The 23374-nt window shown below is 44.5% G+C and carries 19 protein-coding genes; all 19 read left to right on the top strand.

Translation table 11 applies throughout. The annotated features are described in order from the left end of the window. Positions 1-575: 575 nt before the first annotated feature. A complete protein-coding gene (gene rpsB / locus C6P11_RS06615; protein WP_003607713.1) occupies positions 576-1352 on the top strand; it encodes a 30S ribosomal protein S2 in 777 nt (258 codons plus the stop codon). Between the two features lie 175 nt (positions 1353-1527). After that, positions 1528-2091 (top strand): hypothetical protein, encoded by a 564-nt coding sequence (locus tag C6P11_RS06610; RefSeq protein ID WP_135519706.1) that lies wholly within the window; start codon positions 1528-1530, stop codon positions 2089-2091. 327 nt (positions 2092-2418) lie between these two features. Then, entirely contained in the window at positions 2419-3267 is an 849-nt protein-coding gene (locus C6P11_RS06605; protein ID WP_135519704.1) for a COG3942 and LysM peptidoglycan-binding domain-containing protein, read from the top strand. Between the two features lie 181 nt (positions 3268-3448). Further along, entirely contained in the window at positions 3449-4327 is an 879-nt protein-coding gene (gene tsf / locus C6P11_RS06600; RefSeq protein WP_135519702.1) for a translation elongation factor Ts, read from the top strand. Positions 4328-4350: 23 nt separating this feature from the next. Further along, positions 4351-5073, top strand: coding sequence for a UMP kinase (pyrH, locus tag C6P11_RS06595; protein WP_135519700.1), 723 nt, complete (start codon positions 4351-4353; stop codon positions 5071-5073). A 1-nt stretch (position 5074) separates the two neighbouring features. Next, the gene (gene frr / locus C6P11_RS06590; RefSeq protein ID WP_135519698.1) at positions 5075-5632 is read left to right on the top strand and encodes a ribosome recycling factor; all 558 of its coding nucleotides are present in this window, start codon (positions 5075-5077) and stop codon (positions 5630-5632) included. A gap of 186 nt (positions 5633-5818) precedes the next feature. After that, the gene (locus C6P11_RS06585; protein WP_135519696.1) at positions 5819-7036 is read left to right on the top strand and encodes an ammonium transporter; all 1218 of its coding nucleotides are present in this window, start codon (positions 5819-5821) and stop codon (positions 7034-7036) included. A gap of 468 nt (positions 7037-7504) precedes the next feature. After that, positions 7505-9322: a glutamine--fructose-6-phosphate transaminase (isomerizing) gene (gene glmS / locus C6P11_RS06580; RefSeq protein WP_135519694.1), complete on the top strand. Its 1818-nt coding sequence runs from the start codon at positions 7505-7507 to the stop codon at positions 9320-9322. 431 nt (positions 9323-9753) lie between these two features. After that, positions 9754-10536: a hypothetical protein gene (locus tag C6P11_RS06575; protein ID WP_135519692.1), complete on the top strand. Its 783-nt coding sequence runs from the start codon at positions 9754-9756 to the stop codon at positions 10534-10536. 86 nt (positions 10537-10622) lie between these two features. Next, complete coding sequence (locus C6P11_RS10985) at positions 10623-10763, top strand: hypothetical protein (protein WP_167849546.1); 141 nt, start codon at positions 10623-10625, stop codon at positions 10761-10763. A 268-nt stretch (positions 10764-11031) separates the two neighbouring features. Beyond that, positions 11032-12171, top strand: a complete 1140-nt coding sequence (locus C6P11_RS06570; RefSeq protein WP_167849545.1) for an acyltransferase — start codon at positions 11032-11034, stop codon at positions 12169-12171. Between the two features lie 107 nt (positions 12172-12278). Further along, positions 12279-13499: a CCA tRNA nucleotidyltransferase gene (locus C6P11_RS06565; RefSeq protein WP_135519688.1), complete on the top strand. Its 1221-nt coding sequence runs from the start codon at positions 12279-12281 to the stop codon at positions 13497-13499. Beyond that, positions 13499-15388, top strand: coding sequence for an ABC-F family ATP-binding cassette domain-containing protein (locus tag C6P11_RS06560; RefSeq protein ID WP_135519686.1), 1890 nt, complete (start codon positions 13499-13501; stop codon positions 15386-15388). The genes C6P11_RS06565 and C6P11_RS06560 overlap by 1 nt, the downstream gene beginning before the upstream one ends. A 6-nt stretch (positions 15389-15394) precedes the next feature. Next, complete coding sequence (locus C6P11_RS06555; RefSeq protein ID WP_135519684.1) at positions 15395-15892, top strand: dihydrofolate reductase; 498 nt, start codon at positions 15395-15397, stop codon at positions 15890-15892. A 99-nt stretch (positions 15893-15991) separates the two neighbouring features. Further along, positions 15992-16192 (top strand): YjzD family protein, encoded by a 201-nt coding sequence (locus C6P11_RS06550; protein WP_003607687.1) that lies wholly within the window; start codon positions 15992-15994, stop codon positions 16190-16192. Positions 16193-16312: 120 nt separating this feature from the next. Then, positions 16313-19690: a DNA polymerase III subunit alpha gene (locus C6P11_RS06545; RefSeq protein ID WP_135519683.1), complete on the top strand. Its 3378-nt coding sequence runs from the start codon at positions 16313-16315 to the stop codon at positions 19688-19690. Positions 19691-19918: 228 nt separating this feature from the next. Continuing rightward, on the top strand, positions 19919-22153 hold the full coding sequence (locus C6P11_RS06540; protein ID WP_135519681.1) for a RelA/SpoT family protein: 2235 nt from the start codon (positions 19919-19921) through the stop codon (positions 22151-22153). Then, positions 22153-22599: a D-aminoacyl-tRNA deacylase gene (dtd, locus tag C6P11_RS06535; RefSeq protein ID WP_135519679.1), complete on the top strand. Its 447-nt coding sequence runs from the start codon at positions 22153-22155 to the stop codon at positions 22597-22599. Before C6P11_RS06540 ends, dtd begins: the two co-directional genes overlap by 1 nt. Before the next feature lie 146 nt (positions 22600-22745). Then, positions 22746-22916, top strand: coding sequence for a type II toxin-antitoxin system RelB/DinJ family antitoxin (locus C6P11_RS06530; RefSeq protein ID WP_003607683.1), 171 nt, complete (start codon positions 22746-22748; stop codon positions 22914-22916). Positions 22917-23374: the final 458 nt, after the last annotated feature.

Genomic DNA, 23374 nt, shown 5'->3' with positions numbered 1-23374 from the left:
TCTCAAAAAACGCCCAATCGAAAAAAACACCCTGAAACCGTGCCAAGGTACTGGCAGTTTCAAGGTGATTTATCGTATTTTACTGATTTAGCTGTGGTTAAAAATTTAGTGCATGAATAATCCGGGTAAATCTATTCTTGAGCAATCCGTTGTTGAAAAAAACTACACAAAGTTGCTGGAATTGAGTCCGTTGAAGAAAGAAATTTCTTTGGGAGTCGCTAATAGGATGCTGGATTCGAAATATATGGAAAAGATGGCAAATAAGTTTAAACGTGATCCCCAGTACTCAAAAGTGCTTTTGGGAAAATATTTCAGCGACTTACAGGAAAAGTTAATCACAAAATCCGATAGTAAGTAGTTGCCTTCGTTTTTTCTATTATTCAATTTTGAATCGGGAAAGAGCAAATCGTAAAAATTACCATCTTGACTACTTACCCAAAATCATGTATCATTTGTTCTTGGTCTTAGACCATAAAAAATTACTCACTAGTTCTCAATAGTTCTACGGTGTGCCCGCAAAGGGTCGCGGAATTACATGCGAGGCTAGGTGGAAAAACATTTGGAGGCAGATACTCATGGCAGTTATCTCAATGAAGCAATTGCTTGAAGCTGGTGTTCACTTCGGACACCAAACTCGTCGTTGGAACCCAAAGATGTCAGAATACATCTTTACGGAGCGTAACGGAATCTACATCATCGACTTGCAAAAGACGGTGAAGTTGGTTGACCAAGCTTACAACTACGTTCGCGACGCAGCTGCTAACGGTGCTACGGTTTTGTTCGTTGGTACTAAGAAGCAAGCTCAAGATGCAATTGCTGAAGAAGCAACTCGTGCAAACATGTACTTCGTAAACCACCGTTGGCTGGGTGGAACGTTGACTAACTGGTCAACGATCCAAAAGCGTGTTGCACGCTTGAAGGAATTGCGCGCAATGGCAGAAGATGGAACTTTCGATCGTTTGCCAAAGAAGGAAGTTGCTTTGTTGAACAAGCAACGCGAGAAGTTGGAGAAGTTCTTGGGTGGTATCGCAGATATGCCTAAGATTCCTGACTTGTTGTTCATCGTTGATCCTCACAAGGAACAATTGGCTGTGCAAGAAGCACACAAGTTGAACATTCCTATCGTGGCTATGGTTGACACGAACGCCGACCCTGACCAAATCGATGTGAAGATCCCATCAAACGACGACGCTATCCGTGCCGTTCGCTTGATCACTGCTAAGATGGCTGACGCTATCATCGAGGGTAACCAAGGTGAAGACGCAGTTTCTGCAGATGACTTCGCAGCTGAAGGTGCTGACAAGGCAGCTTCAATCGAAGAATTGACTGAAATCGTTGAAGGTAACAACTAATTCGATTTTAATCGGTTAAAAAGAGCACTTACTCTCGGGTAAGTGCTCTTTTTGCGTCTAACGCCATTAAAATTCAAAAATCCGTTTATGAAAAGTTTTATAAACATCATTGTTACATTGCTGTAACGTATGTTATGATTATGACAACAAATAAGATTAAACGGGGGATAAATCGATGAAAGGCGTAAAGGCAATTGGAATTGTCGCACTAGTATTCCTGCTAGGGTTTGGTGGTGCGATGGCGTGGAATGTGGCTGATGGTCGCGATACAACAACGCAGGAAGCTAAGCAGGCGAAGGCTAGCTCAAAGGTTGTAAAGTCATCATCAAGTCGTGAGTCTTCAAGCAGCTCATCTGTTTCATCAAGTAGTTCATCATCTGTCAGTTCTTCAGTTGCGTCATCGGCACCGGTTGTCAGTGAAGCAACATCACAAACTGAAGTGGCACCAGTTGCGCAACCAGCAGCCACGTCTGTCACAGCTGAGTCTGTAACGCCAGCGCCAGTTAGTGATTCTGAACGTGCAGTTGATGCGGTTGTTGCTTACGTACGTGATCACGGTTCACTACGTCATGGTGTAACGTTCTACATTAGGTCAAACACTGGTTCGGTTTATCAAATTGAATCTCGTGAAGACAATCCGGCTGACCCACAAGTGACGAGTACGGCGGGGATGTACCACTACGATGCAACGACTAACCAAGTCACGCAATTGGACGACGTGACGGGTGAATTTAAGTAGTATTTTGTGTTATTTTCTGAAAAATGTGTAACATTTTGTCATATTACGTTGGATAAAGTAACGAAAATCGCTAAAAAGATACTTTTAATTATGAATCAAATGTGAAGTTGTGAATTAGTTAAAATAGGCCGAAACCCTATTTATCAAGGTTTCGGCCTATTTTAGTTTGTGAATATTGTGTGAATTACAACTTGTTTTATAGCTGTTATATGAGTGTTACGTGCGCTCGATAAGCTTATATCTGTTGTTCAGGCGACAACGAAATACGATTTAAGAAAAACAAGAGAAGAGACGCTTTACACGAGCGACAATCAAAGGGAGTTAATCATGCAAAACGCTAATTCACACAAGAAGATGTACAAGTCAGGTAAGAACCGGGTCGCAGCGACGGTTGTTGCAGCCGCGGCTGCAATCGTACCAATGGTTATGACGACGTCTGTTTCAGCCGACGAGTCAGCACAACCAACGTCATCATGGCGCGCAAAGACGGTTGATGATGTTAAGGTGGCCGTACAATCTGCCGGTGAGACTTACATTGTGCAAGAGGGTGACACTTTGTCAACGATTGCATCAGCAACGGATTTGACGACTGAAGAAATTGCTGCCGCAAACGGTATCTCAGATGCGAACTTCATCGTAGTTGATCAAGAAATCAAGTTGACGTCAGGCGCAGTTGTAGCGTCAGAAGCTACGGTTGCACCAGTAGCCGCTGAAGAAGTTGCAGAATCAGTTGCACCTGTTGCCGAAGTAGCACCTGCTGAAGAGTCAGTTGTTGCACAAGCACCAGTGGCCTCAGAAGCTGTTTCAGAAGCACCAGTATCACAAGCACCTAGCTACAACACGGATACGACTGCAGTTGCCGGTAACTCATACTACGCTGGTCAATGCACGTGGTACGTAAAGAACACGTTGCCATGGGTCGGTAACTTCTGGGGAAACGCTAACCAATGGGCAGCCAGCGCAGCCGCTGCAGGACGTTTGGTAGACTCAAACCCAACTGTTGGATCAGTTGCTGTCTTCATGCCAGGTGTAGCCGGTGCCTCATCATACGGACACGTTGCCGTTGTGACGGGTGTTAACGGTGGTATGGTGACGATTTCAGAAATGAACGCACAAGGTGAATACGTTGTGTCATCACGCACGATTTCACCAGCTGGTGTCTTGTTCATCCACTAATATTAAGAACTAATGGAGTTATGTCTGCTTGCAGATGTAGCTCTTTTTTCGTATTGTAAGTAGAAGATGTGATTGGGCATCTTTAATTTTGAAAGTTCTATGTCGGTATACTAGATATAACCTAAGAAATCATGTATACTTTTATAGATAAAGATTTAGCATTTACAAGGAGACCATAACAATGGCTATTACTGCTTCACAAGTTAAGGAATTGCGTGAAAAGACTGGTGTCGGAATGATGGACGCCAAGAAGGCGTTGGTTGAGACTGACGGTGACATGGACAAGGCAATCGACGTATTGCGCGAAAAGGGAATGGCTAAGGCTGCTAAGAAGGCTGACGCCGTTGCTGCCGAAGGTATGACTTTCGTTGCCGTTAAGGACAACGCTGCTGCAATCATCGAATTGAACTCACAAACTGACTTCGTTGCTGGTAACGCTGAGTTTAACGACTTGTTGCACGCTGTTGCAAACGCAATCGTTGAATTCAAGCCAGCTGATGTAGAAGCTGCATTGGCTTTGCAAGTTTCTGAAGACGCTACGTTGAACGAAATGATCATCCGCACGACGCAAGTTACTGGTGAGAAGATCACTTTGCGTCGCTTCCAAATCGTTGAAAAGAGTGAAGGACAAGAGTTCGGAACTTACTCACACATGGGTGGACGTATCTCATCTGTAGTATTGTTGGACGGTGCTGATGCAGAGACTGCTAAGGACGTTGCTATGCACGTTGCAGCCATTGCACCACAATACGTTTCACGCGAAGAAGTTCCTGCTGATGTCTTGGCACACGAGAAGGAAGTTCAAATGAACTCAGAAGACTTGCAAGGAAAGCCTGACAACATCAAGGAAAAGATGGTTGAAGGTCGTTTGAACAAGTTCTTGGCTGACATCTCATTGGTTGACCAACCATTCGTTAAGGGTGACGGTAAGGAAACTGTTGCTAAGTTTGTTGAGTCAAAGGGTGGCAAGGTTGTTTCATTCGTTCGCTACGAAGTTGGTGAAGGTATGGAAAAGGCTAACGTTGACTTTGCTGCTGAAGTTGCCGCACAAATCGGTTAATCCGGAACTGAGGCTACTAAAAAATGGCAGACGTAAAGTACAAGCGCGTACTTTTGAAGTTGTCAGGTGAGGCTTTGGCTGGTGAACGCGGCTATGGAATCGATCCTGAAACTGTCAACAGTATTGCGGCAGAAATTAAGGACGTATACGACCTTGGCGTTGAAATTGCTATCGTTGTCGGCGGTGGTAACTTGTGGCGTGGAGAAGCTGGCGCTAAGCTAGGCATGGAACGTGCCCAAGCTGATTACGTTGGTATGTTGGGAACGACGATGAACGCCTTGACATTGCAAGATGCTTTGGAGTCACACAACGTTCCTACACGTGTACAAACTGCTATCGAGATGCGACAAGTGGCTGAACCTTACGTACGTCGTAAGGCTGTTCGTCACTTGGAAAAGGGACGCGTTGTGATTTTTGGTGCCGGAACTGGTTCACCATACTTCTCAACTGATACAACGGCTGCTTTGCGTGCCGCTGAAATCAACGCCGAAACTATCTTGATGGCTAAGAACGGTGTTGACGGTGTGTACAGCGATGACCCACGTAAGAATCCTGATGCAACGATGTATGAGACTTTGACTCACAAGGACATCATTGAGAAGGAACTTAAGGTCATGGACTCAACGGCCTCAACGTTGTCTATGGATAACGACATCAATTTGGTAATCTTTAACATGAACACGGCTGGTAACATCAAGCGTGTTGTATTAGGCGAGAATATCGGAACGACCGTGGAGGTAAAGTAACATGGCAAACCCAATTCTTGATTCAGCAAATGAGCGTATGGGTAAGGCTGCTGACGTTTTGCGTCGTGAGCTAGGTAACATCCGTGCGGGTGTTGCAAACCCATCAATCTTGCGTAACGTTACGGCTGAGTACTATGGTGCAGAAACACCATTGAACCAATTGGCATCAATTACGGTGCCTGAAGCCCGCGTTTTGTTGATTACACCATTTGACAAGTCAATCTTGAAGGACGTTGAGCAAGCTATCTTTGCTTCTGACCTAGGATTGACGCCTGCCAACGACGGATCTGTAATCCGTTTGGTAATTCCTGCCTTGACTGAGGAGACTCGTAAGTCATTGGCTAAGGAAGTTAAGGGTGAGTCTGAAAAGGCTAAGGTTGCGGTTCGTAACGTTCGTCGTGACGCCATGGACGATGCCAAGAAGGCATTGAAGAACGGTGACATGTCAGAAGACGAAGCTCGTAAGCTTGAAGATGACATCCAAAAGGCAACTGACGCTGCGGTGAAGAACATCGACAGCATCGCTGCTGAAAAGGAAAAGGAATTGTTGACTATCTAATTCTAGGTATTTAACACTTCAACAAAAGACTAGGTCTGAATGGACCTAGTCTTTTTGTGTATACAAGGGATTTTGACCTATACCACAATATGTAAGCATTCCTGACAAGGTTCGTTCCGATTATCAAAATGGCGCCTATACTAATCGTAAAGTTAAGGAACGATTAGAAAGACGGAGGGTGATAACATGAGCGGATCGGATATAGCATGGGTATTAATGAGTTCAGCGTTAGTTTGGTTAATGGTGCCAGGCCTTGCGTTGTTTTACGGTGGATTTTCGGACGTTAGATCAACGGTTAACACACTGGCTATGGTTTTGATTGCCATCGCCATAGGGGGTGTGTTGTGGTTCACGGTTGGCTACTCATTGACGTTTAGTGGTAACGGACCAATTATTGGAGATTTAAAGCATGCCTTTTTGAACGGTGTCTCGATGACACAAAGTACGCGTGGCCTATCAATTCCTGATGGTGCGTTCGCCTTGTTCCAGGGGATGTTTCCAATGATTACGATGGCAATCATCGCTGGTGCGGTTGTGGGACGTATGAACTTCAAGGCGTTTGTATTATTCTTGATTGGCTGGATGATGTTGGTATACGTGCCATTGGCTCACATGGTTTGGAGTGGTGGCTTGCTAGCTCAAATGGGTGCCATTGATTTTGCTGGTGGGGATGTGGTTCACATTTCATCGGGTGTTTCAGGATTGGTTTTGGCATTGTTGATTGGTAAGCGTCAGCACGTTACGCAATTGACGGCGCATAACATGCTCTCAATCGTTATTGGTGGTGGCCTGTTGTGGTTCGGTTGGTTTGGATTCAACTCGGGTTCAGCATTGGCAGCAGATGGCGTGGCAATCTTGGCCTTCTTGAACACAAGTCTTGCGGCCGCAACGGCGATGCTAACTTGGGTGATGTTCGATTTGCTAGTATTTAAGCAGGTTAAGGTGTCGGGAGCTGTGTCCGGTAGTATCGCGGGATTGGTCGCAATTACGCCAGGTGCTGGGTTCATCGAACCGGTTGGTGCTGCGATTACAGGTGGTATCGTCGCGTTGATCGTGTACGTCGCAACCACGGTCATTAAGTACCGAATGGGATATGATGACACACTGGATGCCTTTGGCTTGCACGGTGTTGGCGGTGTCGCTGGTGGCTTGTTTACTGGTATTTTTGCAACTAAGGCATTATCAGGACAAGCCGGTTTGCTGGCTGGTGGCTGGCATTTATTCGGCATTCAGGTAGCAGCAATTGTGCTGACAATCATCTTGTCGGTTGTCATGACTTGGGTAATTGCGAAAGCGGTTGCCGTGATAACGCCATTGCGTGTGAATGAGAAGGCCGAGGCAACTGGACTTGATTTGTGGCAACACGGTGAAACAATTGTGACGCAAATCCAAACAACACGCTAATGACTGTTGACATTGTTCGATATTAGGAGTAAATTAATATTACAGATTTGTAAAGCTTTCCTTTACAATGACAAAGAACAAAAGGGGGGGAACAGTATGTTTGGAATGAATGTATTGAATAAGAAAATTGATCGCGCTGTCCGTGAGTATCAGAAGATGGATCCGGACTATCGCCCCGTAAAGAAGTCTAAGAAGCGTTAAGTCGCTAAATTTGAAACGCCGAATCACGCAAGTGACTCGGCGTTTTTCTGTGCATGTCGGTAATGGTATGAATTCTAAAACGTTTTACGATTCGCTAAATTTTGTATAGTTACACCTATACCAATTTATACCAATTAATTCACAAATGTCCGATTTCCAGTTGATTATGTTTTTGTTTGTGCAATAATAGTCTTTGTATTAAAACGCAATGAAAACTCTAAGTGGTATACCACTTTGTTTATAAAAGTGCATTAGGGGGAAATATATATGTTTTGCGGAATTGTTGGATTTACTGGTTTGAACTACCAATCAGCACCGATCTTGTTGAAGGGATTGGAAAAGCTTGAATACCGTGGTTACGATTCAGCTGGTATCTTCGTGGCTGACCAAGCTTTGGGAACCGACCAATTGGTTAAGGAAAAGGGTCGTGTTGCGCAGCTTGAAGCATTGGTTGATACGAAGAACGTGACGGGTACAAGTGGTATCGCACACACTCGTTGGGCAACTCACGGTGTGCCATCAATTAACAACGCACACCCACACCTATCTGCAGGCGGCCGTTTCTACTTGGTGCACAACGGGGTTATCGAAAACTACCTTGAGTTGAAGCAAGAGTACTTGTCAGATGTGACATTCCACTCAGATACTGATACTGAAGTGGCCGTGCAACTGATTGGTAAGTTTGTTGATGAAGGCATGACAACATTCGATGCTTTGAAGAAGTTGATTAGCTTGTTGGATGTTAACTCAGCTTACGGATTCTTGTTGATGGACCGTAATGAGCCAGAGCGTATGTATGTTGCAAAGCAAAAGTCACCTTTGCTAATTGGGGTTGGTGAAGACTTTAACGTTGTAACGTCTGACGCGGTTGCTATGTTGGACCAAACGCACGACTTTATCGAATTGCACGATGGTGAAATTGCCATCATCGATCCTGATAACGTTCGTTTGTTCGGTGCAGATGGTGTTGAAACGTCACGTGAGCCTTTCCACTTGGACATTGACGCATCAGAGACGGATAAGGGAACTTACCCATTCTATATGTTGAAGGAAATTGACGAGCAACCGATTGTTATCCGCCACTTGATTGAAAAGTATTTGGATAGCGAAGGTGGTGTACACGTCGGTCAAGCCATCTTGGATGACATCAAGGCTGCTGATCGTTTGTACATCGTTGCTGCTGGTACGTCATACCACGCTGGTTTGGTCGGAAAGCGCTTGTTCGAACAATGGGCAGGTATTCCAACGGAAGTGCACTTGTCATCTGAATTTGCTTATGAGCAACCATTGTTGTCAGAGAAGCCATTCTTTATCTTCTTGACGCAATCAGGTGAAACGGCTGACTCACGTGAAGTTTTGCAAAACGTTAACGAACAAGGCTTTAAGTCATTGACGTTGACGAACGTTGAAAAGTCAACGTTGTGGCGTGAAGCAACGTACGCTTTGCCATTGTTGGCAGGACCTGAAATTGCCGTCGCTTCAACGAAGGCTTACGTTGCCCAAGTTGGTTTGCAAGCTATCTTGGCATACGCAGTCGCTGACCGCGATGCACTTGGCTTCAACTTGGAGCAAGACTTGTCAAAGATTGCCGTTGGTATCCAAGGAATCGTCGATGACAAGGAAACGTTGCAACGCGTTGCCAACGAGATGTTGGTTGAGTCACGTAATGCATTCTTCATCGGTCGTGGGGTTGATTCAACGGTTTCATTGGAAGCTGCTTTGAAGTTGAAGGAAATCTCATACGTACAAGCTGAAGGATTCGCCGCTGGTGAGTTGAAGCACGGTACGTTGGCTTTGATCGAAGAAGGTACGCCAGTGATTGCCTTGATTACGCAATCAAAGACGGCGGGCTTGGTTCGTGGAAACTTGGCTGAAACGCAAGCGCGTGGTTCACGTGCTTACACAATTGTGACTGAAGAATTGGCTAAGGAAGGTGATGACTTCATCTTGCCAAACGTCAACGAATTGTTGTCACCATTGCTATCAGTTGTGCCAACGCAATTGTTGGCCTACTACACATCATTGGGTCGTGGCCTAGACGTGGATCGTCCACGTAACTTGGCTAAGTCAGTGACTGTGCAATAAGAAAAAACAAATAACACCGTTGTAATCGAGTCAGTAAGCTTGATTACAACGGTGTTTTATTTGGTGTTAGTATAACGGCGTAATTTAACAGTTTTTTTGATTGCTTTTGGTCACCGCGACTTTTGAATAGCTTTTTTATTTTGTGAAACGCTTTATTTTTGCCAGGTTTGGATGATTCTTTTTCCGGTATTTACATGTATGTTGAAAAAGCTTCGTATCACCGTCAGTCTGTAATGCGTTGGTTTGTTTACAATGCACGGGCGTAGGGTTTCTTGTTGGTAATTAGTTTAAATATAAACCCCACATATTTGTAGGATAGTTAAAGACGTGCTCTGTGTCTGTTAGAATAAAATAATATAAGCGGAGTAGAAACGCATTATGCTAGCAGCCTGGTTAAGGGCATATTCTCATGGGAGTAAGAGTAATTTGTCATGGTTCGATATGTTGTATTGTTTGCGAAGGCGGTAGCCGTCTCTGTTATTTTTTGGTTTGTTGTTCCTGATGTAACAATGAATAGCAAATTCTTGTCTGAAGTTATTCCAAACTGGCTAAGTGCCATAGGCACGGTTGGCGCAGTTGTACTGTCATTATATTTTTCGTATAGCGGGAAAAGCGTAGATTTTAAACCTGAAATAACCATGACGATTTCAAAGAAGAGTGATGGTTATAACTGTTTTGGGATTTCAATTGAGCTTTATGGGTTCAATAATGGGAAAGGCGGAGATGCGGTTAGAAAAATTACTTATGTATTGAGTGACAAGGGACGAAAAGATTATAACTTTATGTTGTACAACGAAGATGTGCTAGAAATCAATCCCGAATCCTATGTGAGCCTAAATAGGAATTTCAGTACATCAGATTTGCAGTGGTCCGGGTATGTATTGGGTGATTTACAATATATAACGGTAATTATCGAAACTTATAGAAGACAAAAATACGTACTTAAAGTTAAACCCGTTATTGAAATGACGTCTGAAATAGGAGTAGTAGAGGAAGCGGCTGATCGTGACTTGTATACTGCTAGAGATATATTCGGTTCACGGCTAACGCTCAGGATGATTGATGGCCAAGCCACTATTAGGCTAATAAAGAGTCATTTTGATAGAGACGACATTTCAGACGGACAAGCCATGATTCAATGGAGATTTCCGAAAGCGGATGCAGAACTGCTTGTCAGTACGTATGCAAAAGAATTGAAGAATGCTTACCAATAGATTTTTTGTCAGATGATTGAAAAATAAATTTAAGCTATTAGTTGGTTTTTAATAGTGATTTTGAATTAATTAAAGGTGGAGACCATATGATTGGACTAAATAAAGCCAAGCCTTTTAATGAAGAAATTGAACAACGAATAATAAAAGCTGAGATGCAAGAATTTGTTTTGTTTCCAGATGATAGTATTGAAATTACTAACGCAAAAGAACAGTTGAATGCTCTTTGATAACAGATAAATCCCTGTTTAAATTTGATTCTGAATTTAAACAGGGAATTTTTTATGTATGGATGTTGATGTATGTGCATTCTGATTTTTAATCTGATTCTTTGAGCATTCAAAATATGATGGAAAACAGAAAAATGAAATATCCGTGAGAGTACAGATGTTTTGGTTATTAACGAGTTTAAAATATGGAACCATTGAAAAGAACTTCAAGTCTGGTTTAAGTCGCGTTCACTACCATAGCAAGCAAAGTGATATTGAGGAGGCGCTTATGCCAAGTGAGAATGCAGAGAAACCAAGAAAATATCTCTATGAGGTGGACCTATTGCGCGTGTTGTTTATTTTCAGCGTGATTGCGACGCACGTGACGACGAAAATTAATGAAGCAATTCCAAATGATACATTTGCTTCACAGTATTTATTTGCGACGCACATGACGCTACACTTCAGTCGGTTGGGCTTTATGTTCGTGTCTGGGTTAGTCATCTTTTTGAACTATTACGCTAAGAAACTGGATATTTGGCGATTCTGGCGGAAACGGTTCTTCGGAATTATCTGGGCGTACCTACTTTGGATTTTGATTTATACCAGTATTCAAGCGGCGATTCAAAATGCGACGGCTAACGAATTCTTGAGTACGTTAACAAAGAATTGGCTATACGGGGATGACTTCTACATGTACTACGTGATTGTGACGTTACAGTTCTATCTAGTTTTTCCTGCTTTGCGATGGTTGTTTAAGCAATTTAATCACGAGCAATTACTTGTAATTTCGCTGATCTTGCAACTAATCACGTTGACGGTTATCAAATATGCTATTCCAAACGTAGATACGTCACACTGGCTATGGTGGTTTAGAGAGTACGGCTACAACTTCTTCACGTACCAATTCTATTTTGTACTAGGTGGCTACGTGGCTATTCACTATCATCGAGTGATGTCGAAGCTAATGATGTATCGCCGGCAATTAACAGTGGCCGTGGGGGTGCTGGGTGCCTTAACAATTGCTGTGTTTGGCATTAATCGAAATGTTTTGGATCGCACAATTGATCAAGCACAAAACGTGCATCAACCGTTTGTCTTATTCTATGCGGTGGTTGTCATTGCATGGGCGATGACACTCGGTATGAAGTATGCCCAAGCACGCGAAAACAATGAGCTGCCAAAGTGGGTAGTGGATGCAGTATCATTTGGGTCAAAAATTTCGTTTGGTATGTATCTGAGTCAAACTGTCATTTTGACTATTCTAAGTGCGTTACTCTCACGTCTGTCGGTGGATTCATGGCTGCTATTGGTAACAGTACCAGTAAGTTTGCTGGTGGTTTTCGGGTTCACATACTTGCTCTCTGGTATGCTGTATCGCACGCCGAAGCTCAGTGTTTTAGCGGGCAAGTCACCATGGTGTTTATAAATGAATGTTCATTCTTTTGAAATGTGGGTTGCTTTGATTTAATGCCGTACGAACGGCCATTTCCTGGTATACTTAAGGGACGAGTAAGTCCAAGGAGGACCTTTGAAATGAAGTTAGAAAAGATGCCCGCCGAATTCGTGGCGGCGCTACCAATTCTTGAAACAATCGAAGCAGCCGGTTTTGAAGCATACTTCGTTGGTGGATCAGTGCGTGACATTTTGTTGGGCAAGCCAATCCACGACGTTGATATTGCGACTTCTGCCTATCCTGAAGAAGTAAAGGCTTTGTTTGATCGTACAGTTGATACTGGTATTGAACATGGCACAGTGATGATTTTGGATCACGGCCAAGGTTATGAGACGACGACGTTCCGAACGGAATCAACGTACACGGATTTCCGTCGTCCTGACGAAGTAACGTTCGTCCGTTCACTAGAAGAAGACTTGAAGCGTCGTGATTTCACGGTGAATGCCTTTGCGTTGACGAAGGACGGCGAAATTATTGATATGTTTGACGGCTTGTCAGACATGGACAATCACATCTTGCGTGCGGTTGGTGAAGCGGAAGAACGTTTCCATGAAGATGCGTTGCGCATGATGCGTGCGGTTCGCTTTGCAGCACAATTGGACTTCAAGATTGAAGAGAAGACGCTACAAGCTGTTAAGGATAATGCACACTTGTTGGCTAACATTGCGATTGAGCGTACGAATGTCGAATTCACGAAGCTCCTTCAAGGTAAGGCAGCGCGTTATGGTTTGCTAGAAATGATTGCCACGACGTTGAACAAGTACATGCCCGGTCTTGAAACGGCCGACATTGATTTGATTGGCTATGCAGACTTGTTGGCTGATCAACAACCAGCTAATGATGAAGAAGCATGGACGTTGTTGGCCTTCGAACTTGGTTTGACACCTGAAGATGCAGGTGTGTTCTTGAAGAAGTGGAAGCACTCAAATGACGTGGTGAAGACCATCAAGGCATCAATCAAGTTGTTGAACAAGTTGCGCTTAGGTGATGTTGAAGCCTGGGACTTGTACGAGACTGGGGCAGCAATCGACAACGCGCTTCGTGTTGCAACTTTGAGTGAGCTAGTGGTCGATGTGTCAAAGCTTGAAAGTCGCTATGCTGACTTGAAGATTAAGACAAAGAACGAATTGGCCTTTAATGGTGGTGATTTGACTAAGGGCATGGGCCTTAAGCCAGGACCATTGTTTGGAAAGATTTTGGCAACCCTTGAACGTAAGGTCGTTGCTGGTGATTTGGCAAACAACCATGCTGTGTTGCAAGCTGAAGCACAAAAGATGGTAGGGAAAGAGACGAATAAGTAATGAAGCAACTACGCGCGACTGATTTAAAGAGTGTTTATGGTGAGAAAACACTGCTTGACCAAGTATCTTTTTTGATTGAAACGGGCGACCGTGTCGGGATTGTTGGTGTGAATGGAACTGGTAAGACGACTTTGTTGAACGCCATTTCTGGTTTGAACCCAGCTGACAGTGGGTCAATCGATACGCCAAATGACTACACGATTGGTTATTTGCAACAAGAGCCACCGCTAGACGGTGACAAGAAGGTGATGGAAGCTATCTTTGCTGGTGCGCAACCAGTGTTCCAGTTGATTCGTGATTACGAAGCGGCTTTGGAAGCTTATTCAGCTAACCCAACTGACGAGAAATTGTTGAACCGCTATACGAAGTTGGAACAACAAATGACGCAAGAAGATGCTTGGGTAGCTGAGTCTGAAGTGAAGACGATTTTGACGCAATTGCACCTGCCTAATTTGGATTTGCCAGTGTCGGCTTTGTCTGGTGGACAACGTAAGCGTGTTGGATTGGCCCAAGTGTTGATTCAAGCACCTGATTTGTTGCTTTTGGACGAGCCAACCAACCACTTGGATTTTGATTCAATCGAGTGGTTGGAAAAGTACTTGTCTGATTACAAGGGTGCTGTGATGACAGTTACCCACGATCGTTACTTCTTGGATATTGTGACGAACCGCATTTTTGAAATGTCATTTGGTAAGTTGTACGAATACATTGGTAACTACGAGAAGTATGTGACGTCTAAGGCTGAACGTGTTGAGGCTGAAGCGGTTGCTGAACACAAGTCTGCCCAACTTTACAAGAAGGAATTGGCTTGGATGCGTACGGGTGCGAAGGCGCGCTCTACAAAGCAAAAGGCCCGTGAAAATGCCTTTGCTGACTTGGCAGCGCAACAAGGAACCCGTCAAGTTGAAGGCGATGTTGAAGTCAATATGGGACAACAACGCTTGGGTAAGAAGGTTATCAACATTGAACATGCTAGCTTGGCCTTTGATGGTCGTGTGATTTTGGATGATTTCAATGAATTGATTCAAGCGAACCAACGCATTGGGATTACCGGTCCAAATGGAACTGGAAAGTCAACGTTGTTGAATGCGATTGCAGGTGTCCAACAACTAGATTCTGGTGTGATTGAAATCGGTGAGACGGTTAAGATGGCTTACTACACACAAGTCACAGAACCAATTCCCAAGGACAAGCGCATGTTGGCGTACCTTTCTGAAGTTGCTGAAGAAGTGACTGATCGTGATGGTAACGTTGTGTCTGCTGCTGAACTGTTGGAGCAATTCTTGTTCCCGAGCTTCATGCACGGCACGTTGATTCGCCAACTTTCAGGTGGTGAGAAGCGTCGTTTGTACTTGTTGAAGTTGTTGATTCAACAACCAAACGTGTTGCTTTTGGACGAGCCAACTAACGACTTGGATATCGGCACGTTGACGGTTTTGGAAGATTATTTGCGTTCATTCGCTGGTACGGTTATTACCGTTTCCCACGACCGTTACTTCTTGGATAAGGTTGCTGACCAATTGATTATTTTCCGCGGTGCCGGTCAAATTACCCGTTACCGTGGGATGTTCAGCGATTACTTGGCGGAATTTGGCGCACCAACGACGGATGCCCCAAAGCCTGCTAAGCCAGCTGTTGAAAAGAAGCCGGTTGCTGAGACGCCGAAGAAAAAGAAGTTGACGTGGGGCGAACAAAAAGAGTGGGACACAATCGAAGACGACATTGCTGAACTTGAGGGGAAGATTAGCCAAATTGAGGCCGACATGGTCGAAAATGGGGCTGATTTTGGTAAGTTAAGCGAGTTGCAAGCACAATTGGATGAAACAAACCAAGCGCTCGAAGATAAGATGATGCGCTGGGAAGAGCTATCAGAACGCGTAGAGGGGTAAGCGATAATGGCTGAAAAGATTTTGATCTGGGCACAAACTAACAATGGGACGATTGCGTTGAATGGGTCAATTCCATGGCGCCAAAAGGCCGACATGAAGTTCTTTAAGGAACAAACGATTCACCAAGTGGCGTTGATGGGACGTAACACCATGCTAAGTTTTGGTGGACGTGCATTGCCAGAACGCATTAACATGGTGTTGACACACGACGAGAATTTGGCTGTGCCAGCTGGTTTCGATAAAGTTTACAGTATGGATGAAGCTGAGCGAATTGCTGACGAAAACGACATGAAGTTGGCCGTTATCGGTGGTAAGGCGATTTACGACAGCTACTTGCCGGTGGCAGACATCTTGTACGTTACTTACTTGGATACTGATTTTATGGGTGACGTTCTAATGGCTCCCGTTGATAAGACGATTTGGCTTGGCGAGGAAATTGCTTCTGGTCCAGCCAATGACGACAATCAATACGATTGGCGTATTGTGAAGTACACGCGCCGTTAATTTTGTTACAGTAGCAATTAACATGTGACTTTTTTCGAAAATAGGCGTAAACTGTTCAGGTAAAATCATTTTGGCCGAAAGAGGCTAAGAGGTAGAAAAATGAAGTACGTCGTAACTTTCTTCTGGACGTTCATCTTGGGCGAAATTATCGGTTACATCGGTAGTGCCCTTGAAGGAACTTCATACAACGCAACTACTACGTCATTGTTTGCGATGGTGATTGGTGTAATCGGTACGGTTGCATTTTCAGCTATCTCAAAGTCTGCTGCTCCTAAGGATGCGGCCAAGGCGGAAGATTAATAGTTGTACACACGACTCTAAAAGACCATCCGTTCTGCGGGTGGTCTTTTTTTCGGGTTATCGCTATAATGAAATTAAGTTAAAACGAATTTGAACGATGATGTTCAGGAAGGGGCAGATATGGTACCACTACAAACCAAAACAGCATTCAGTTTGTTACAAAGTCCCATGATGCCAAGTCAACTTGTGGCCTCTGCAAAAGCTAAGGGGTACACTGCCGTTGCGATGACGGACAATGACGTCTTGTATGGCATGGACAATTTTTACCGTGCTGCCAAGTCGGCTGATATCAAACCAATTTTAGGATTAACGATTACAATTCAGGGGTTGGCGACATCACAACATTATCCGATTGTGTTGCTGGTTGAGAATCAAACCGGTTATCACAACCTGTTGGCTATTAGTAGCTTGTTGAAGACGACTTCGGATGTTGTGACGTTCGATATGTTGACGGCTTATTTGGCTGGATTATATATTGTGTTGCCGAGTGTCGGCGAGTTGCCGGTTATTTTGGGCGCCGAACCAGACCGTGCAATGGATATGGTGCAAAGTATTAGTGCGGTAAGCGATGCGAACCATGTCTTTTTGGGTGTATCAACGGGGATGCGTGACGAATTGATCGCACAATTACGCCAATTGTCAGAGAACACTGGTGCCCGTTTGCTAGCTTTGACAGAAGTTGACTACGCGGACCCGCAGGATCAATTTGCGGCACAGGTGATTCGTAAGATTGGTCAAGGTGAAGTTATTGCGAATGTCGCTCAGGCGCAACGTGAACCCGCCACAGCTTATTTGGAATCTGCTGATGAGTGGACGGCTGAATTTGTGTCACGCGGTTTGGGGGATGCGGTTGCGAATACCGATTGGATTGCTGAGCACAGTGAGTTTGAACTAGTGAAGTCAAAGGTAACCTTGCCACCATTTGAAACGCCGAATGGTCAAACGTCAGCTGACTATTTACGTGAATTAGCAACAACTGGGTTAAAGAATCGGTTGCATGGTTTGTCGGTTGATGAAACGGCTTATCAAGAACGTTTGGCCCATGAATTGGATGTTATTGTTGAATTAGGATTTGCGGATTATTTCCTAATTGTCTGGGATGTGCTTAATTTTGCACACAAAAGTGCCATCCGAACTGGTCCAGGACGTGGATCAGCGGCAGGTTCGCTAGTGGCCTACACATTATGGATTACAGATGTTGATCCAATTGCGTACGATTTGCTGTTTGAGCGTTTCTTGAATCCAGAACGTGCCCAAATGCCCGATATCGATATTGATATTCCTGATAATCGTCGTGAAGAAGTCCTATCATATTTGCATGAGAAATACGGTCATGAACGGGTTGCTCAGATTATTACGTTTTCAACCATGGCGCAACGTGCCGTTATCCGTGACGTTGCGCGTGTGTTTGGCTTAAATCCGACACAAATTGATGCACTGTCTAAGTCGATGCCACGTGATGCGGCCGATTTGGAAGCAGCGTATGAATCATCACAGCCTTTCCGTAATGCGTTGATTGATTTGCCAGTCGATGGTGAATTGTTGTATCAAACAGCGCGTAAGTTGGAAGGATTGCCACGTAATTCATCACTGCACGCAGCCGGTGTCGTCCTTTCAGCTGATCCGCTAGTCCAAACAATGCCGGTTCAGTTGGGCGAAGATGGGCGTTTAGTGACGCAATTACCAAAGGGGCCTGTTGAAGCGCTTGGATTGTTGAAGATGGATTTCTTGGCCCTTTCCAATTTGAACATTTTGGATATCGCGTTACGTGAAATTCAGAAAACAGAAGATGGTGCCAACTTTAATATTGCGAACATCAACCTGAATGATGATGCAACGCTACGTTTGTTCCGTCACGGTATGACGAATGGCGTGTTCCAATTCGAATCAGCGGGTATGAAGAACATCTTGCGTCAGCTGCAACCAGATAGCTTTGAAGATATCGTGGCGGCCAATGCGTTGTTCCGTCCGGGTCCAATGCAAAACATTCCGCATTTCGTGGCTCGTAAGCATGGACAAGAAAAGCAAGACGTGCCAGATCAAAGTATGGCGGATATTCTAGCACCAACCTATGGCGTTATTGTTTATCAAGAGCAAGTTATGCGTGTTGCGCAACAATTTGCTGGCTTCTCACTAGGTGGCGCCGATTTGCTACGTCGTGCGATGTCGAAAAAAGACGGTGCTAAGATTGCAGCAATGAAGACAGACTTTATCGCTGGTGCGGTGGCAAATGGTCATGACGAAAAGGTTTCTGAACAAGTATTTGGCTATATCGAAACGTTTGCCCAGTACGGATTTAATCGTTCGCACGCGGTGGCGTATTCAAAGCTAGCGTTCCAGTTGGCTTATATCAAGGCGCATTACCCAGCTGCGTTCTACAAGGCTGTTTTGAATGATGCCATCGCCGATAAGAAAAAGGTCGGTGCATATATTGCTGAAGCGAAAGCCTCTGGCGTTAAGTTGCTGGGACCAAGTATCAATCACTCATGGCAAGGTTATTCAATGAATAAGCAGGGTGAACTTCAGATGGGGTTGGCCTCGATTGCCAGAATGCGTCGTGATTTCCGTGAATCAATCTTGAAGGAACGCCAAGAAAACGGGGCTTACAAGGATTTGGGTAACCTGATTGGGCGCCTAGAGAGTAAGTATCGCAAGGTTGAACAACTTGAGCCACTCGTTTATGCTGGCGCACTTGATGAATTTGGTTTCACTCGCAAGTCAATCCTAGCGTCATTGCAAGGCTTTATTGATGCGATTGGATTGGCGGGTGAGTCAATGTCGTTGTTTGCTTCATTGACGCCAAAGGTTCGTGAAATTGAAGACTTTACACCGGCTGAAAAGTTGGGTTACGAGCGTGATTATCTGGGCGTTTACCTCAGTGGACACCCAATTGAGCCATACTTGTCAGCAATTCCTGATAACAGCCATACTGATATTTCGTCATTGGCGGTGGGGATGAACCAGGCGACGGTCGTCATTTATGTTGAGAACGTCAAAAAAATTCGTACCAAGAAGGGCGATCAAATGGCGTTTGTTGATGGTATGGACTTGTCAGGATCAATTTCAATTACACTATTCCCGCAACTCTTCCAACGCGTTGCGCCATTGTTAGTACCTGAAAAGGTTTTAGTAGTGACGGGTAAGGTCGATCAGCAACGCGGTCGTGATGATATTCAGATTGTCGCGAACACGATTGTTGAAGCAAGCCAGTTTATTAAGCGTTTTGAGAATCAAACCGAGCAAGTGACGGCAACTGAACCGGGTACTGGACGCTGGTATTTGCGTATCACGGCAGCAGCCCAGGCGGCTGGTGCGCTTGATGCGTTGAATGCCGTTGTGATGTCGCATCATGGTAATAATCCGGTGCTGGCGGTATACGAAGCTGATGGTAAGAAGTTGGCGTTGGGTCAACGTAATTGGTTATCGGCTGGGGATGCCACAATGAAGGCGCTACAAGAAGTTTTGGGCGCTAACAATGTTGTTTTCCAGGCAGATTAAATGATTGTTTTTAATGAAGCGAGTTCCAAATTATGAGAACTCGCTTTTTATTTTTCTCAGATTAACTGCAGGAAGAATAAATGACTTATGCTTGTAATACGAATAACTATTAAAAATGGGTGTGAATGCGTTACAATAAACAATAACTATCCGGATGGATAAAGCACGAATGACACGCTGCGGGTTCGAATCCCCATCGGCGGTTGTTTGGAAACAGAGGATAAATATATGGCAGAAGCAAAAGTGTTAACCGCACAAGAAGTGCATGACCTCGTTGCTGGGTACATGAGCGAGGACCATGTTAAAAAAGTTGATAAAGCATACGACTTTGCTTACAACTTGCATAAGGAACAAAAGCGTAAGTCAGGTGAACCTTACATTATTCACCCGATTCAAGTCGCTGGCATCTTGGCTGACTTGCATATGGATCCAGATACAGTCGTGGCAGGTTACCTGCACGATGTTGTCGAGGATACTGAAGCAACGTTAGAAGATGTTGAACGTGAATTTGGTCATGACGTGGCGGTCATCGTTGACGGCGTGTCAAAGTTGTCAAAGATTGAATACAAGTCATCACGTGAGCAACTGGCGGAAAATCACCGTAAGTTGTTGTTGGCGATGTCACACGATATTCGTGTCATCATCGTTAAGTTGGCTGACCGTTTGCACAACATGCGTACATTGAGCGCGTTGCGTGAAGAAAAGCAAAAGCGCATTGCGTCAGAAACGTTGGAAATCTACGCACCATTGGCTGATCGTTTGGGAATTATGACGATTAAGTGGGAACTAGAAGATATGTCTTTGCGCTATCTTGAGCCAGAGGCTTACCACGACATCGCTAAGTCAATGCAATTGCGTCGTCAAGAGCGTTTGGAAATCGTTGACCAAGCAGTTAGCGATATTGAGCACGCAATTACAGAATTGCATTTGCAACACGCTGAGGTGTACGGTCGTCCAAAGCACATCTATTCAATCTACCGAAAGATGGTGGACAAGAAGAAGAAGTTTGACGAGATTTATGACTTGTTGGCCATCCGTGTCTTGGTAGATACAATTCCTGAAACATACGCCGTATTGGGTGCTATCCACGCGCGTTGGACGCCAATGCCTGGTCGTTTCAAGGACTATATTGCGCTACCAAAGGCAAATGGTTACCAATCATTGCACACGTCCGTAATTGGACCAGGTGGTCGTCCACTTGAAGTGCAAATTCGTACGTACCAAATGCACGAAGTTGCTGAATTCGGTGTGGCTGCACACTGGGCCTACAAGGAAGGTAACTTTGCTGGGGCTGATGTACAAAATGCGGACCAACAAAAGTTGAACGTGATCCAAGGAATCTTGGAATTGCAAGAAGATGCGCGTGATGCTGATGACTTTATGGAATCGGTTAAGGGTGACCTGTTCACGGACCGTGTCTTTGCCTTTACGCCAAAGGGTGACGTGATTGAATTGGCAAAGGGTGCTGGCCCATTGGATATGGCGTACAGCATCCACACCAATGTGGGTAACCACACAACAGGTGCAAAGGTTAACGACCGCATGGTGCCGTTGGATTACCCAATTAAGACGGGTGATATTGTTGAAATTGTGACGTCACAAAACGCTGAGCCAAATCGTGATTGGATGAATTTGGTATCAACGCGTCGTGCTCGTAACAAGATTAAGCAATACTTCCGTAAGTTGGATAAGGACGATAACATTGAAGCCGGTAAGAAGATGGTTGCTGATTGGCTAGCTGAAGAAGGCTTTGATGTTGAAGAATTGATGCAAGCCGACAACGAAGCAAAGGCAGCCGAAAAGTTGCACTTCCTCAGTGTTGACGACATGTATGCCTCACTTGGATTTGGTGATTTGAAGCCCCAAGGTGTGGCAAACAAGTTTACGGAAGAAAAGCGTGCGGAACTTGAAGAAGCGCGTCAAGCAGCCGAACAAAAGGCCATTTTGGAAGAACACCAAACGATTGAAAACGAAAGCAAGAAGTCTAAGGAGAAGCCACAGCACGGTGAAGATCGTATTGTGATTCAAGGTGTTGATAACTTGTTGGTTCGTTTGGGTCGTTGTTGTACACCAGTACCCGGTGATGAAGTTATCGGGTACGTGACCAAGGGTCGTGGTGTGTCTGTCCACCGTTTGGGATGCCCAAACTTGCGTGCAGCTGAAACGGAAGGTCAACGTTTGGTTGATGTTGCCTGGGAAAAGCCAGAAGGTGATACGAAGAACGAGTATGATGCTGACTTGGCCGTGGCAGCAACTAACCGCAACAAGTTGTTGAATGACGTTATTCGTACAGTGAATAATACAACGAAGTCATTGAATTTTGTTAACGGGCGTATTGATCACAATAACAACGTGAACATTTCATTGAGCGTCGGCGTCCGTAACTTGGAACAATTGGAACACATCATGGATTCGATTAAGAATGTCAAGGATGTCTATGAAGTAAAGCGAGCATTTAAGTAATGAGAGTTGTCTTACAACGAGTATCATCAGCGAGTGTGACGGTTGACGGCCAAGAATTGGGCGCAATCGCTCAAGGGTACATGTTGCTTGTCGCCATTCAAGATGCGGATACGGAAGCTGAATTGGATTACCTGGTTCGTAAGATTACTGGTTTAAGGGTCTTTGAAGACGAAGCCGGTAAGATGAACTTAAGTATTCAAGATGTTGGCGGATCAATTCTGTCAATTTCGCAATTCACACTATATGCCAATACGCGCCGTGGTAATCGACCAAGTTTCACTGATGCGGGTGCACCAGCTTACGCTGAAAAGATGTATGACCAATTTAATACAAAATTGGCAGCGACTGGTTTGACGGTTGCCACAGGTGAGTTTGGCGCTGATATGAAAGTCAGCTTGGTCAATGACGGACCAGTTACAATTATCTTTGATACCGATAATAAATAATATGAATTTTGACGCGGTCAAACAAAAGTCATAGTTTCGCCCTACAATTCCCTAGTAATATGCCATGATATTGATAGTATTGTCTGTTGCGCGTGTGCTACAATACACATATACAAATTAAGACAATTGCGAAGGGAAGTATCGTTATGGCAGAGAAGCTGATTCAATTGCGCGTCGAGGACAATGTCAAGGACAAGGCAGATGAGATTTTCAAGTCACAAGGTTTGACAACTCAAACAGCCATCAAGATTTTCTTGACGCAAGTTGCGAACACTGGTGAGTCACCATTTAGCAACTTGTTCTCACGCAATCAATAATTTGTAGAAGTGAATAGAGATTTCGGTTGGGCGTATGCTTCAAGTTTCCTGGGTGGGTAACCAGGGGGAATTTGGAGTATGCGCTTTTTTGTTTTTGTGGGACTTATATAAAACCCGGATTATTCATGCACTAAATTTTTAACCACAGCTAAATCAGTAAAATACGATAAATCACCTTGAAACTGCCAGTACCTTGGCACGGTTTCAGGGTGTTTTTTTCGATTGAGCGTTTTTTGAGAAAAATGGGCACACTAAAACCAGCCAGATTTTGCTATTTTTTTGAAAATCTACTTCGTTGTTTTATTGCCACAAAGCATTTAGTCGTTCCCAAGCTCGCCAGAACAGACCATCGAATTGTTCTTGGATGCGGCTATCTAACGTCAAGATCACCTTGCGGGCGTGCTTAGTGACACGTCCCCCGATTTTTAACAAACGGTCTCGAAAGGTGTTGATTGTCC

It is taken from the genome of Weissella confusa, from assembly GCF_004766315.1.
Taxonomy (GTDB): Bacteria; Bacillota; Bacilli; order Lactobacillales; family Lactobacillaceae; genus Weissella; species Weissella confusa_A.
The sequence above is the reverse complement of the archived record's forward strand: the minus strand, read 5'-3'. Positions and strand labels throughout refer to the sequence as shown.